Genomic DNA, 14,841 nt, shown 5'->3' with positions numbered 1-14,841 from the left:
ACGCGCATTGCCTCGGCGCAGCGAGCGCGCTTGAAATGATCGCCTGCGTGATGGCAATCCAAGAGGACGTCGTGCCGCCGACCGCCAACTATCGCGAGCCAGATCCCGCTTGCGACCTCGACATCACGCCCAATGTGCCGCGCGAGCGCAAGGTGCGCGTCGCCATGAGCAACGCCTTCGCCATGGGCGGCACGAACGCAGTTCTGGCATTCAGGCAGGTGTAGAAGCCATGCAAGACGCCTCATTTGAGGTCACCTGTCGTATCTAGCTGCTTGCCGGACCACTATGTGAAGCGAGCGCTATTGGCTGCCTCTGCGATGCGGGAATTGGCAGCGGACGTCTCACGATCAAACAGGCATCTGCTTGTAGAATTCTTTTAATCGTGAAGCGGCGCGAGTGCGCTATCCGTTGAGGTGAGCAAGGCCGGCGCCCTGGGTGAGCTCTGGTGTCGGGTGGTGGAAAGTACAGGGGGAGCTGTGTGGCCACCTCTTTCTCGGCCTCGACGATGTGCGAAGGAGCCTGTGCGGCGAACGGGCCGACGCCCCAGGCTCAGAACCTGGGCGAACCTAACTCCCGCCAAAGGACAGCCCAGAGCTGGATACACGAAAAAGATACTGAACCCGCGAATCAGATTCTGATCAATCGTCGTGTCTGAGCTCCGCTCGGGCTCTTACGGAGATAATCGAGCGGCCCGGCAACGGCCGCGCGTGCCGCGGGCGTGAGCTTTGCGCTTCGTCAGAAGTGCCTCGAGCGTGACGACGATAATTGACCAGCCATATGGAACGCATTCGCCCAGTTATCCAAAGCGTGGATACCTTTCATCTAAACAAAGGATTTTACCGTTTTTGCTGCAGGTCCCATAGAAGCGCTTCAAGTTGGAAAGATAGGTAGTTCCGATGGTTGCGTTGGATCCGAGGAGCATCATCTGGTGTGCGGGGCGTACAAAGTCAGTCGCATCTGCATTGCGGCTTGGTCTTTCGGCGGTCTCCACAAGTTACGCCCCGTTGGGGCGACGCCAATTATTTAACCAATGCTTGGACATTTATCTCAACCGGACAGCTACAAGGTGAGGTCTTCCATGCGCCCGAATGTCGAGTGGAAGTTGTGCTGGGAAAATGAGTTGCAACTGGCCGACCATGTCGAACTCTCCGACTTTTTTCGAAAGACCTATGGACGGACTGGCGCCTTCAACGCGGAGCCATTCGAAGGCGGCCGCAGTTGGGCCGGCGCGAGGCCGGAATTCCGCGCAATCGGCTACGACGCGCATGGGGTAGCGGCTCACATCGGCATGCTGCGGCGCTTCATCAAAGTTGGCGAGGTCGACTTGATCGTCGCTGAATTGGGCCTGTACGCGGTTCGTCCGGATCTTGAAGGGCTCGGAATCGGTTTTTCGATGCGCGTGGCGTACCCAGTGCTCCATCAGTTGGGTGTTCCATTCGCTTTCGGCACGGTTCGGCACGCGCTGCGAAACCATGTCGAAAGATTCTGCAGAGCCGGCCTCGCGAACATTGTGTCGGGCGTTCGCGTACGGTCGACCCGTCCAGACGTGCATCCCGACCTGCCGCCCACGCGCCTGGAAGACGTACTCGTGTTGGTTTCGCCGATCGGACGCTCGATGGACGAGTGGCCGTCCGGTACCCTGATCGACCGGAACGGTCCGGAACTATGAAGCCTCTGGACTACATATGCGAAGGGCAGAGTGACAATGCCGATGGCATTGCAGAGCGCAGCGTCTATCTGACGTTTGACGACGGTCCCAATTCATTTTTCACACCGCAGATACTCAATGTGCTGGCGCAACATCAGGTGCCGGCGACCTTCTTCGTTGTTGGGGCCTACGCGGCCGACGAGCCGGAACTCGTTCGCCGAATTATTACAGACGGGCACGGTATAGCCAACCACACGATGACTCATCCGGACCTGGCTAAATGCGGGCCCGTCGAAGTCGACCGCCAGATAGTTGAGGCAAACAGAGTCATAGGGATGGCTTGCCCGCAGGCCATGGTTCGGTACTTTCGTGCACCGTATGGCATCTGGACCGAAGAAGTAATCGCTGCATCAGCGGGTGCGGCATTGGCGCCCGTCCATTGGTCCATTGATCCACGCGACTGGTCTCGCCCCGGCGTTGACGCCATCGTCGACAGAGTGCTCGCCGATATCCGGCCGGGCGCAATCGTGCTGTTGCACGACGGGTGCGCTCCCGACGAATTGCAACCAGGCAATCAAGCCAGTCTGCGCGACCAGACGGTGACAGCGTTGTCACGCCTAATTCCAGAATTGCACGGCCGCGGATTTGTAATCCGATCACTTCCTCAACATCCCTGAACAAACAGAGATCCTATGGACCTTCTCACCACAGCCAGTACTGTTGCCGTTTCGTCTTATGCGGTGCTCTCGACTGTTTACAGAGGCATGCAAGCGGTCTACTCCCAACCGGAAAATGTTACGCCGCCGTCGGAAAGCTTGTTCGGATCCGACCGTTGGCCGAGCGTGGATGTCATCATCCCCTGCTACAATGAGGACCCGCGCACACTCGCGGCGTGTTTAGCTTCCATCGCAATTCAAGATTACGCCGGAACATTTCAGGTCTATCTGGTTGACGACGGTTCTGGAAATCGTAATGCCGTCATCCCGGTACATCACGCCTACGAGGGCGACCCGAGATTCAATTTCATTCTGCTCCGCGAGAATGTTGGCAAACGCAAGGCGCAGATCGCCGCCATCCGCCGCTCATCTGGAGATTTCGTGCTCAGCGTCGACTCTGACACGACACTTGCGTCCGACGTGATCACGAAGCTTGCAGTAAAAATGCGGGATCCCATGGTCGGAGCGGCCATGGGCCAGCTGACGGCATACAACCGCAGCGACACTTGGTTGACCCGATTGATCGATATGGAATACTGGCTGGCTTGCAATGAGGAGCGCGCGGCGCAAGGTCGCTTTGGTGCGGTCATGTGCTGCTGCGGCCCATGTGCAATGTACCGCCGGTCTTGTCTCCTTTCTCTGCTGGATCAATACGAGACGCAGCTGTTCAGGGGGAAACCAAGCGACTTCGGTGAAGACCGTCATCTTACGATCCTCATGCTGAAAGCAGGCTTTCGAACCGAGTACGTTCCAGGTGCCGTCGCGGCGACAGTCGTTCCGGACAAGATGGGACCTTATTTGCGCCAACAACTCCGCTGGGCACGGAGCACTTTCCGGGACACGATGCTTGCGCGAGGTCTACTGCGTGGCCTGGATCGCTATCTAACTTTGGATGTGATGGGAGAGAATCTCGGCCCATTGTTGCTCGGCATCGCGGTAGTAACGGCGCTCGGTGAGCTACTATTTTCACATACAGTAAATTGGTGGACGGTGCTGGCTATTGTCACCATGACCATAATCAGATCTACGGTGTTATCTTTCCGCACTCGGCAGCTTCGATTCATCGGCTATTCAATGCACGCGTTAATCAGGATATTCCTGTTGATCCCCTTGAAGGCTTACGCCCTGTGTACATTGAGCAATAGCGATTGGCTGTCGCGTAAAAGTGTTCCCCTGCCCAACAGAAGCACAAAGGAAATCACAAGCGCGACGCCGCTTGCCGGAGCAAATGCTGCGGGCAATTCTGGAATTGCGGAGTCACTTCATACTGCAGATCTTTCGCTCACAGCTGGTGAAGTCTGACGGCCTTGCAGCGCCGGGTGACCGAGTAAGTTGTGTCAGTCGACACGTGGTGAAGCTTGTCGAGTTACCTATGGTCAGAACGGGAACTATCTGGAAGCGACACGTGGCATCTTGACGTTAATTCTTTGGCGGAAGCGATACACGCGTCGCTCCGGCCGCGACTTTCCAAAGGTGCCATCTCAAGGCGGTGGCCTGCTCTGAACCAGATTCGTAAGTAAGCTGCCGGTGGCCAATCGGACTCATTCCGCTTGAGATAGACGCATGTCCAATGTAGCAATCGACCTTACCGGCGTAACCAAATTATTCGGAAACAAGCTCGTTGTGGACGGGCTGTCCTTCACCGTTGCATCGGGAGAGTGCTTCGGTCTGCTGGGGCCGAACGGCGCAGGCAAGAGCACGATTGCGCGTATGCTCCTCGGTATGACCCGGCCTGACGCGGGTGATATAACAGTCCTCGGTCTACCAGTGCCGGCACGCAGCCGCTTGGCCCGCAAGGGCATAGGCGTGGTCCCGCAGTTCGACAATCTCGACCTGGAATTTACGGTACGTGAGAACCTGTTGGTGTTCGGGCGCTACTTCGGCATGAGAACAAGAGAGATCAACGCCGTCATCCCACGGCTCCTCGAGTTCGCTCGCCTTGAGAGCAAGGCGGATTCACGTGTCGGCCTGCTATCCGGCGGGATGAAGCGGCGCCTGACGCTGGCACGTGCTCTGATCAACGACCCCCAGTTGCTTGTGATGGATGAGCCCACGACCGGCCTCGACCCGCATGCCCGCCATCTGATCTGGGAGCGACTTCGTTTCCTGCTGGCGAGCGGAAAAACGATCATTTTGACCACCCATTTCATGGAAGAGGCTGAGCGGCTTTGTGATCGGCTGTGTGTTCTCGAGCGGGGACGCAAGATCGCCGAGGGCAGTCCTCATGCGCTGATCGACGAGTACATTGGGTGCAACGTGATCGAGATCTTCGGCGGCAATCCACAGGAGCTGATTTCGCTGATCAGGCCGTACGTTCAGCGTATCGAGGTAAGCGGCGAGACGCTCTTTTGCTATGCGCCTGATCCGGAGGATGTGCGCATCCAGCTTCGCGGTCGAGCGGGTCTGCGTATTCTGGAGCGTCCACCCAGTCTGGAGGACGTTTTCTTGCGGCTAACCGGACGTGAGATGGAGAAGTGAGCAATGGGTGAACGTCTTGCGGCCGCTCTACCCGCCAACGCCTGGAACTGGATCGCGGTGTGGCGCCGCAATCATTTGGCATGGAAGAAGGTGGCATTTGCTTCAATGCTCGGCACCCTTGCTGATCCGATGATTTACCTTTTCGGGCTCGGCACTGGCCTTGGACTGTTGGTAGGCCGCATCGAAGGTGCATCCTACATCGCTTTTCTGGCAGCCGGCATGGTTGCGACAAGCGCGATGACAGCATCGACCTTCGAAACAATTTACGCGGTTTTCGGTCGAATGCGCGATCAGGGCACTTGGGAAGCAATCTTGCACACACAACTTACCCTCGGCGACATCGTTCTCGGTGAATTGACCTGGGCAGCCACAAAGGCCTTTCTGGCCGGTACGACAATTGCGATTGTTGCCGCCGCGCTAGGTTATGCCGCGTGGACGTCGGTTCTCTACGTGCTGCCGGTCATCGCTCTCACCGGGTTCGCCTTTGCGAGCCTGGCCATGCTCGTCATCGCGCTCGCGCCCAGTTATCACTATTTTATTTTCTATCAGACGCTTGTCATCACACCTATGCTGTTCCTTTCGGGCGCGGTTTTTCCAGTCGGCCAATTGCCAGGAGTGTTTCAGCAGATTGCGGCCTTCTCGCCGCTGGCGAATTCTATCGATCTAATCCGTCCGGTGATGCTCGGCCGCCTGGGCGACAATGTAGGGCTGCATATAGGCGCACTTTGCATGTTCGCTGTATTGCCTTTTTTTGTGTCGGCTGGACTGTTTCATCGACGACTAATGCGTTGACGCTTACCTACGCCCATCAACGAGAAGGAGGTCCGCAATGCCGGATTGCAAACTGCCCACAGCGGCCCGGAGGCATGCGTGTGCCAGGAATCGCGAGTGGTACAACAACGCCGAAGCCGGGCGCCACCCAGCCGCTGCAGGCACGCGCCCATCTTCGCGACCACACCTCGGAGTACAGGCTGGGTGGTGAGGCGCGGACCCACCCGGAGCGTTCAAGCGATAGCAGCCAAGCTTCTTGTGCGCGTCCCCAGACCGTCGCGGCCATTATTTAGTTGGATACACATGCAATGACCCACAACGAACCAACTCCTGAGCCTTTTGTGATCCTTGCTATGCCAAGGACCGGAACACACTATTTAGAAGAATTGCTAAACGAGCATCCGACCGTTTTGAGTAACGGTGAGTTGCTAAACGAATATGATCCCAATTGGCCCAGCACGGATCGCCTGCTAGGCACGGATCGCGAGCTTCTTGAGCTTGCCTATGTGCGCTGCCCTATGCGCGACTACAAGAATGTGACGCATCTTGGCTGCAAGATCAATGAACCTCAGTTTCGCGAGCGTCCAGCATTCTTTGCGGAATTAGCTCGTTGGCCAGCACTCAAGGTCATCCTCGTTGTTCGCCGAAACGTATTGGAATCGCTCCGTTCCTTTGTGCAGGCCAGGGAAAGCGGTCAGTGGCTGAAGTTCAGCTCGGACAACGATACCGCTCGGCCACCGAGCGTCAGGTTGTCAATCGCTGACTGTGAGGCTTATTTCAAAGCCGCCGACGATTTTCACGCTCGCGTTATGGACTCCTTCACGTCGACCAACCTGCTTGTAATGGAATACGAGAGCCTTCTTCATGAACCTGCCCAATGCTTGGGAGCGGTTTGGGATTTCCTGGGCGTTCCAGCGCTTGAGCCATCAGATAACGCCATCCTGCAGCGCCAGGAAACGCGACCGCTGGATCAAACGGTGGAGAACTTTGACGAGTTGCGGATTCACTTCGCACGCGGACCTTATTCAAGATTTTTTGACCTCGGAGATTCGATGCGCTCCTACGCTTAATCGCTTGTCCCGCGTGCTCTGATGGGCGTGTAGGATATCCTACAGTTTGCGCGCATTCCGTCGCAAAACTGACCAACCAAAGTCACCAAGACGACAGATATCGGCCGGCATTCGATCTGCGGCGAACATCAAAGGCACGGCCGCAAGGCGACCTGGTCAATTCCCTCTCTGGCGAAGCACTTCTTCACGCGATCTTTGGCGAGCCTTGAGTGCAAATTCCGGCAAAGGTGGAGGGTTCCAGTGCGCAACCCGCACCAATCTCGCTGGACGGGACAGGCCTCCAGTTGGCACGGCGCTTGCTCCGAGATGACAGCAGCGCTCGACCGGAGCGCAGCATGGGAGAAGGAGGAGCCCCCACCCCGATCCGGTCAGGGAGAGAGAAACGGTGTTGGTTCCAAAAGTCCCCCGCGCGATCGCAGCGCCCCGCAAGCGCCATTTTGCCCGGACCTACGTGCAGGTGCTTGCCGCCATAGTCCTGGGTGCCGCAATTGGCTATCTCTATCCGGAAACCGGCCAGAGCCTGAAGCCGCTCGGCGATGCCTTCATCAAAGTCGTCAAGATGATTATCGCACCTGTCATCTTCCTGACAATTGCGACCGGCATTGCCGGCATGAGCGATCTGCAGAAGGTCGGCCGAGTTGCCGCCAAGGCGATGGTTTATTTCCTCACCTTCTCGACGCTTGCACTCGTTGTCGGACTGATTGTCGCGAATATCGTTCAGCCTGGCGCCGGCCTCAACATCGATCCGGCCTCGCTCGATGTCCAAGCCGTTAAGGGCTATGTGGCCACGGCTCACGAGCAGTCCGTGACCAGCTTCCTGATGAACATCATCCCGTCAACGATTGCCAGTGCCTTCGCGGAAGGCGACATCCTGCAAGTCTTGTTCTTCTCGGTCCTGTTCGGCATTGCTTTGGCGATGACCGGAGAGACGAGCAGGCCGGTCGTTACCTTTCTCCAGGCGCTTACCGCCCCCATTTTTAAGCTCGTCGGCATTCTGATGAAGGCTGCACCCATCGGCGCCTTCGGCGCAATGGCCTTTACGATCGGCAAATACGGTATCGGTTCGGTGGCCAACCTCGCGATACTGGTCGCGACGTTCTATCTTACCGCCTTCCTCTTCGTGTTCGGGGCTCTCGGCGCGGTCTGCCGCTACAACGGCTTCTCGATCTTTTCTCTTGTCCGCTACATCAAGGACGAACTGCTGCTTGTCCTGGCAACGTCCTCCTCGGAGGCCGCGCTGCCCTCGCTCATGGAGAAGATGGAGAAGGCCGGCGCCGCGCGTTCGGTCGTAAGTCTCGTCATCCCTACTGGATACTCATTCAATCTGGACGGTACCAATATCTACATGACGATCGCCGCCCTCTTCATCGCGCAGGCGACGAACACAGATTTGTCAATTGCCGATCAGATCCTCCTGCTGCTAATTGCGATGCTTTCCTCGAAGGGTGCGGCAGGCGTCACCGGCGCCGGCTTCATCACATTGGCCGCTACTCTCTCTGTCGTGCCGAGTGTTCCCGTTGCCGGAATGGCTCTAATTCTTGGCGTGGACCGCTTCATGTCGGAATGCCGCGCGCTGACGAATTTAGTCGGTAATGCGGTGGCATCGCTCGTTGTCGCTCGCTGGGAAGGCGAATTGGACCAGTCACGGATGGAAGCCGCTTTCCGCGGTTAGGGTTACATCAAACTGGCTCCCCGCAAGCAAAATCGCAACAGCGCGACGTGTAAGTCGCGGCCTTGCCACAACAGTCGAATTGCCAGCCTCCAAAGAGCGCTGGAAATAGAGTACTAACGCAGTGAGTAATACAACACCATGAAGCCCCTAAGCAAACGAACGGTTCACGGAAACTCATCTGGGTGCGCATGGAGCGCTGTTCGTCGAATGCGCTATCAACCGCCGGGTGTGGGAACTATTTCAGCTTGCCGCCCCAAGCCGTCGCGGGAGCGCACCGGATGATGGAGGACCGGCCGATCAGAATCGCTAGGGGAAAGCGCGTCACAATTGCCGATCTCGCCCGCGAAGCCGGAGTCAGCGTAGCAACAGTCGATCGGGTTCTGAACGTCCGCCTTCCGGTGCGAGAGGAGACCGCCCAGCGGGTCCATGCGGCCGCGCACGCGATCGGCTATCATGCTGCCGGTCTCATCAAACAGCGCTTGCAGCAGCACCTGCCGCACTACAAGCTGGGCTTCATCTTGAGAAAACCTACCCACGATTTCTACCAAGATTTCGCTCGCAAGATCGAAGAGTCGGTCAGTATGGCTAAATCCTTCCACGGCCTTCCGATCATCGAGTTCGCGCAGTCACATTTGCCGCGTGACCTGCTCCCGCTTCTTAAGGACCTTGGGAGCCGCTGCCAGGCGATCGCCATGGTGGCGGCCGATCACCCGAAAATCACAGCATCAGTCGAGGAGCTCAAGGCGAAAGGTATCCCGGTATTTTCGCTGCTATCCGACTTCGCCGATGGCGTGCGCGAGGGCTACATCGGCCTCAACAACAGCAAGGTCGGACGGACTGCCGCTTGGGTGTTTTCCAAGACCGCAAAACGGCCCGGCAAGGTGGCGGTGTTTGTCGGAAGCCATCGCTTCCAGGCGCATGCGACGCGGGAAACGGCCTTTCGTGCGTATTTTCGTGAGAACGCGCCAAAATTCGAGGTGCTTGATGCGCTCGTGAACCTTGATGAACGGCAGCTCACTTACGAAAAATTGCTGGATCTTATGCAGCGGGAACCAGAGCTCGTCGGCTTCTATATGGCCGGCGGGGGGATAGAGGGGGCAATTTCCGCGCTCCGAGAAGAGGGGAGCGGTCAGGATCTCGTCGCGATCGTGAGTGAAATGACGCCGCAGTCACGTGGGGCGCTTGCGGATGACATCTTGACGATGGCGGTCGGCACGCCAATGCGCCGACTTTGCCAGGAGCTGATAATGGCAATGGAGCGGGCCATCAAAGCCGGCGTCGCGGAGAGCCCGGGGCAGACATTTCTGCCGTTCGACATTTATCTTCCGGAAAATATTTGAGCTTGATGGATTTCTATCATGAGCGCCCATTTTCCTTTCACCGATGAAAGGAAAGCTCGATTGACTCGGCCGTCTCTGTCCGATCTGTGAACCGGCGTGGTTCCGTCTTGAAAGAAGCCGGATGCCGAAATGGCAGCCGCGCTTCATGGAAGGAAAGTCAAGCAATGCGCCAGGTATCGCCCCGCTTTGCACTCGATCACATGGCGGCGCCCCGCCTTGACGTCAGTGCGCTTTTCGCGCTTGCCCGTGACCAAGGCCTGACCGACGTCCAAATCCGTTACCCTCATTTCAGCAATCCTGTCGCACGCGGCATTCCGGCTGCGGACGTCCGGTTTGCCGCTACCGAAGCGGGCATCACGATCATCTCTGTCAACGCCTTGCAGCGGTTCAACGACTGGACTCCAACGCGTCAGGCCGAGGCAAGCAACCTCGCCGATTATGCGACGGCGTGCGGGGCGGAGACGCTCGTTTTGGTGCCGGCCAACCGCAGCTCGTGGCCCACCAATAGCGAGCGCCAGGACAATCTTCGTTTCGCTCTAAACGAGATCAAGCCAATCCTCCAGTCGCGGGGTCTGATCGGTCTTATCGAGCCGCTGGGTTTCCGAACCTGCTCGCTTCGATCAAAGAAGGAAGCGGCCGAGGCCGTTGCCGCGGTTGATGGCCAGTCCGTCTTTCGCCTCGTGCACGACACGTTCCACCACACCCTGGCCGGGGAGACATGCCTGTTCTGCGAGCTTACCGGCCTGGTGCACATTTCAAGCGTAAACGACCCGACCTTCTGGATTTACCCCGATCGCTTTCTTGCAGGTTCCGACAATGGCAGCCAGATTCAGGCGCTGCTGGATGGCGGCTACGCGGGACCTTTCTCGTTCGAGCTGGTCGAGGAAGTCCATTCTCTGGACGATCTCGCAGGCGCACTTGCCGCCAGCATCGACTTTATCCGGCGAGGGCTATTGTCGTCAGAGTAGATGGTGACAGGAGTAGTGACTATAGGTGCGCCTGAATTTTCCGTGGGTTCACAGCGGGACAGCCATCCGAGATGCCTCTTGCATCATTATCTCCCGCATCCAGATGCTTGCCGGATCGCTATTGTGGAGGGCCGGCCATTGGAGGGTCTCGGTGAATGTGGGAAATGGCAGCGGAAGTTCGATAACCCGCAGGGGGAACGTGTTTTCGAAATGCCTGACCAGCCGCAAGGGCATGGTCGCTATACGAGCTGTGCCGGACACCATAGGTGGAATCATGCTGAAGCCCTGCACGGCGACCTCGACACGTCTCTTAAGGCCATGCTCAAGCAAAAACCATTCCTCGATAGACGGCTTCATCGTACGCCCGAACCTGACCGCGACGTGCCTCATCGACATGTATCTCTCGAATGTAAGCTGCTGTGGCAGCTGCTTGTTTGTGGGACAGCCTACGCACACGAGCTTCTCGTCAAACAGCGGAACGCTTGAATGCACACTCGACGTGAACATATCCGGTAGAATTAGAAAATCGACGTCACCGCGCCGGAGAAGCTCATCGGGGCTATCGTCGACAGGCAGCAGTTCGAAGCTGACGGCGGGGGCTTCCCGTGCAATACGCTCCACAAGCTTTTCGAAAAACACGAGCGTGACGAAATCGGAAAGAATGATCCTGAAGAGGCGATCGGCTCGAGCTGGGTCAAACGGATCCGAAGAAATAATCGAGCACTGGATGTGCTGGAGAGCGTCGCGAACTGCGGGGGCAAATGCTGCCGCACGCGGGGTTAGAAATCGTTCGCGACCTCTTATCGTAAACAGTTCATCGCGGAAATAATCGCGCAGTCGGGCGACGGCCGCACTCATGGCGGGCTGACTCAGGTTGATCCTGCGTGCCGCCGCCGAGAGATTACGCTCCGTCAGGAGTGCGTCGAGCACAACGAGGAGATTTAGATCAAGTCCTTTGAAACGCATGTCATCAGCCATCCATGGGATGGATGCCTTTAACCGAAACAAACGACTTTAACAATTTAGCATTCTTGCAATCTTTTGTCGCAAAAAGTTTATGATGGATGACGTTAAGGTCCGACATATGAGCCGCGTGATCTGCCGAAGCGAGCAATCGTACGTACTGTGCAGGTCAGAGATTGGCGGTTTGAAATGCCGGGCCGATGGCGCCGGGCTATCAACCAGCGTCTTCGGCGGCCCCGACCTAGCAAGGCGTGGTCCGAGGCGACTGATGGGCGGTTTGATCCTAAGCTGCCGTGAGGCCTGTGTTGTATCGGCGAAGCCAATGCAGCAGTTCGGCAGCGTTTTTGAGAGCTGTTGTAGGCTCGGCCTAAGCCCATTGGCGCAAGCCTGTCTGAACGAAGCGCTTGGCCTTGCTGTTATCCGGTGGTGATCTGTGGTGCCTTTTCGTCCTGCCGTTCTTGTTTTGGAACGCCCTTATGGTGAGCCCATCCGGGACGTGGGGCACCGGGAGCACGAAGGTGCAGGCAGGCCGTCAATAGACCGTGGGCTGAGAGCCCGAGCTCGTTACATCGCCGCCCCTCGCGACTTTCCCGGAGGCGCTGCGAGCGCGGATCAGTAGATGTCGTGTTACCCGCCAGCTCCCGTCTTTGACCGAGCCAAGAAGGAGGAACGGGCATGCGCATCATCGGACTGGATATTCACCGCGCCTTCGCCGAAGCAGTGGCATGGGAGGATGGCAGGCTCAGGCGACTCGGCCGCGTCGACATGCGGCGCGATCTGCTGGCGGCGTTCGCCGCGAAGCTGTCGCCGAACGATGTCGGGGTGATCGAGGCCACCGGCAACGCGACGTCCGCTACGGCTGTGGTTGCGCCGCATGTGAAGAAGGTGGGGATCGGCAACCCGAAACAGGTGCGTATCATTGCCTATGCCAAGATCAAAACGACGATCGAGGCCGACGTTCTTGCGCAGCTCTATGCCAGCGGCTTCTTGCCAGAAGTCTGGATTGCGGACGAGCCGACGCAGGCTCTGCGTCGACAGGTGACACGGCGCAATCAGATTGTCCGACAGAGATCTCGATTGAAGACCGTCATCCAGTCGATCCTTCATAGCCACCTGATCCCGTCCTGCCCGCATGCCGACCTGTGCGGCGCCAAGGGTCGGACCTGGTTAATCGAGCAGGTCGTACCGCAGGACGAGCGCCTCGCGATCGATCGGCATCTGCGCGAGTTCGACCGATTGGGCGAAGACCTCCAGGTCATCGAACGCGATCTTGCCCGCTCGGCTCTCGAGGATGAAGGCGTGAAGCGGCTGATGACCATTCCCGGCGTCGACATCACCGTCGCGCTGGCGATGAAGGCGGCGATCGGCGACGTGTCGCGCTTCGACGATCCGCAGAAGCTCGTGACCTATCTCGGGTTGAACCCAAGCGTCCGACAGTCCGGCCAGGTCCGGCCTACCATGGGCGGATCACCAAGCAGGGCCGTGGTCATGCGCGCGGCATGCTCGTCGAGGCGGCCTGGGCGGCCGCTCGTGCTCCCGGACCGTTGCGAGCCTTCTCCCTGCGGCGTGCGAGCCCGGCGCGGACAGCATGTCGCGGCCGTGGCAACCGCACGCAAACTCTCTGTCGTGATCTGGCATCTGTTGATGAAGGGCGAGAGTTACGCGTGGGCTCGACCCTCCCTGCATGCCAAGAAGCTTGCGCGATGTGGAACTCAAGGCCGGGAGCAAGGCTGTGCGCGGCCAAAAGGGAGCCGCGCACGCCTACAACATAAAGAGCCACCGGGAAGAAGAGCGCCGCTGGGTGGAGCAGGCCGAGGGCGCCTATGCACGCCTCGCCGCCGGTTGGAACCCACGAGGTCCGAAGAGGGTAGGCACGGATGCCGCAAACGAGGCGCGACGATAGAAGCTGCGCGGCAGGGCTCTCATCTCGGACCCTGCTCTTCGCCACGCGGTCGTCCGTGCGCGACAGGAGAATAGCGCAGATTTATCAACAAGGCTCTTGTCGATCACATCAGTGGTCTTGGGCGCTGTACGGCCGGGTGAAGACTTTGCAGGTGGCCCGGAAAGCGTTTGACCTGTAGCGAAGCAATTGTCGTCATTACGCGCTCGACCCGGGCGCCCAGCTTGGCATAAGAGCTACGTGGCCTCAGGAAGCGTCGTCAATGCAGACCATGGACGAATTCCCAGCCGATGCCGAGATGCCGGTCGACCGTGCCTGTCGCCGTCCGGTGATGCGATGCCCCCGAGCGCATGAGTTCGCCCCGGATGCTCCCGGTCACGACGCACGGGTTCGGGTTCCAAGGCGCTCAGTTTGTTCGCGCCTAATCGGTGTAGGGCGCGGCAGAAATACGAGCGTGACGAAATCGGAAAGAATGATCCTGAAGCGGCGATTCGGTAGAGCCGGGTCAAACTATCCGACGAAATAAACGAGCACTGGATGGGCAGGAGAGCGTCGCGAACTGGAGGGCAAGAGCTCCCGGACGCAGCGTTAAGTTTGAATACCTCCGCGGACATGGTCGCGAGCTCATCGCGCAAATAATCGAGCAGCCGAGCGCCGGCCGCACTCATGACCGGCTGGGCTCGGTTAATCTTGCATGCCGCGCCCATGAGGTTGCGCTCTGTCGGGAGTGCGTCGAGCACAACGAGGAGATGTAGTTCACGACCTTTGAAACGCGTGGTCAACTATCCAAAGTGTGGATGCCTTTCATCGAAACAAACGATTTCATCAATGTTGTGGAATCCTGCATGGGCAGAAGCACCTGACGGACACCGATGCCCCACTGCCTCATGGCGTGGCGAGCGTCTTAAGAAACCGCCCGAAAGGAGATTTTTCATGCGCTCTACCGGGCAGTGGAGTGTTGGGAAAGGGAGTTGCAACTGACCGGCCATGTCAAACTGTCCGACTTCTTCCGAGCCTATGGACAGACTGGGAGACGCGCACGGTGTAGCGGCTCACATCGTCATACTGCACCTACGCCACACACCGGCCGGACCTGATCCGGCTTTATGAGCATTGGGCTTTGTCAGTCGCACAAGCGTGGTGGCTATTTTCGCGAGGCGGCGCGCCTCAGGAACTGAGCCGCGTCCAGGTCGAAACGCGGGAAAGAAAGACAGGAAACAGAATGGCCGATCAATTCGCAACGGACGTCATTGCCCTGATCAAGAAACGCGCCGAGTCGGAGAGCGGTGAGGGAATGCCTGCGTCATTCGTCGGC

11 protein-coding genes and 2 pseudogenes are annotated in these 14,841 nt (G+C 58.2%); 11 read left to right on the top strand and 2 right to left on the bottom strand.

Going from position 1 to position 14,841, the window contains the following annotated elements:
- From EN857_RS32790 to EN857_RS32745, 10 genes and pseudogenes are all read left to right on the top strand, one after another.
- Window positions 1–224: pseudogene (locus tag EN857_RS32790) on the top strand (beta-ACP synthase); the annotation flags it as partial.
- A gap of 854 nt (window positions 225–1,078) precedes the next feature.
- The gene (locus tag EN857_RS32785) at window positions 1,079–1,669 is read left to right on the top strand and encodes a NodA family N-acyltransferase (RefSeq protein WP_063169401.1); all 591 of its coding nucleotides are present in this window, start codon (window positions 1,079–1,081) and stop codon (window positions 1,667–1,669) included.
- Window positions 1,666–2,325, top strand: coding sequence for a chitooligosaccharide deacetylase NodB (gene nodB / locus EN857_RS32780; protein ID WP_091600617.1), 660 nt, complete (start codon window positions 1,666–1,668; stop codon window positions 2,323–2,325). Before EN857_RS32785 ends, nodB begins: the two co-directional genes overlap by 4 nt.
- A gap of 15 nt (window positions 2,326–2,340) precedes the next feature.
- Window positions 2,341–3,666, top strand: coding sequence for a chitooligosaccharide synthase NodC (nodC, locus tag EN857_RS32775; RefSeq protein WP_091600618.1), 1,326 nt, complete (start codon window positions 2,341–2,343; stop codon window positions 3,664–3,666).
- Window positions 3,667–3,927: 261 nt separating this feature from the next.
- Window positions 3,928–4,842, top strand: coding sequence for a nodulation factor ABC transporter ATP-binding protein NodI (nodI, locus tag EN857_RS32770; RefSeq protein WP_091600619.1), 915 nt, complete (start codon window positions 3,928–3,930; stop codon window positions 4,840–4,842).
- 3 nt (window positions 4,843–4,845) lie between these two features.
- Complete coding sequence (locus EN857_RS32765) at window positions 4,846–5,634, top strand: ABC transporter permease (RefSeq protein ID WP_091600620.1); 789 nt, start codon at window positions 4,846–4,848, stop codon at window positions 5,632–5,634.
- 287 nt (window positions 5,635–5,921) lie between these two features.
- Window positions 5,922–6,683, top strand: a complete 762-nt coding sequence (locus EN857_RS32760; protein WP_024505871.1) for a sulfotransferase — start codon at window positions 5,922–5,924, stop codon at window positions 6,681–6,683.
- Between the two features lie 388 nt (window positions 6,684–7,071).
- Complete coding sequence (locus EN857_RS32755) at window positions 7,072–8,355, top strand: dicarboxylate/amino acid:cation symporter (protein WP_281033076.1); 1,284 nt, start codon at window positions 7,072–7,074, stop codon at window positions 8,353–8,355.
- 278 nt (window positions 8,356–8,633) lie between these two features.
- Window positions 8,634–9,695 carry a LacI family DNA-binding transcriptional regulator gene (locus EN857_RS32750; RefSeq protein ID WP_091600622.1) on the top strand — a complete coding sequence of 354 codons (1,062 nt, stop codon included), beginning with the start codon at window positions 8,634–8,636 and terminating at the stop codon, window positions 9,693–9,695.
- A gap of 164 nt (window positions 9,696–9,859) precedes the next feature.
- Complete coding sequence (locus EN857_RS32745; protein WP_091600623.1) at window positions 9,860–10,663, top strand: TIM barrel protein; 804 nt, start codon at window positions 9,860–9,862, stop codon at window positions 10,661–10,663.
- Between the two features lie 48 nt (window positions 10,664–10,711).
- Here EN857_RS32745 and EN857_RS32740 read toward each other — a convergent pair whose 3' ends face one another.
- Window positions 10,712–11,629, bottom strand: a complete 918-nt coding sequence (locus EN857_RS32740) for a LysR family transcriptional regulator (protein WP_091600624.1) — start codon at window positions 11,627–11,629, stop codon at window positions 10,712–10,714.
- Window positions 11,630–12,301: 672 nt separating this feature from the next.
- Between EN857_RS32740 and EN857_RS32735 the strand changes: the two genes are divergently transcribed.
- On the top strand, window positions 12,302–13,603 hold the full coding sequence (locus EN857_RS32735; protein WP_236473627.1) for an IS110 family transposase: 1,302 nt from the start codon (window positions 12,302–12,304) through the stop codon (window positions 13,601–13,603).
- A gap of 367 nt (window positions 13,604–13,970) precedes the next feature.
- Here the strand turns inward: EN857_RS32735 and EN857_RS36390 are convergent.
- A pseudogene (locus EN857_RS36390) lies at window positions 13,971–14,308 on the bottom strand (LysR family transcriptional regulator); the annotation flags it as partial.
- Between the last annotated feature and the right edge of the window lie 533 nt (window positions 14,309–14,841).

The sequence above is a fragment of the Mesorhizobium sp. M4B.F.Ca.ET.214.01.1.1 genome (genome assembly GCF_004791545.1).
GTDB classification, from domain to species: Bacteria; Pseudomonadota; Alphaproteobacteria; order Rhizobiales; family Rhizobiaceae; genus Mesorhizobium; species Mesorhizobium abyssinicae.
The sequence above is the reverse complement of the archived record's forward strand: the minus strand, read 5'-3'. Positions and strand labels throughout refer to the sequence as shown.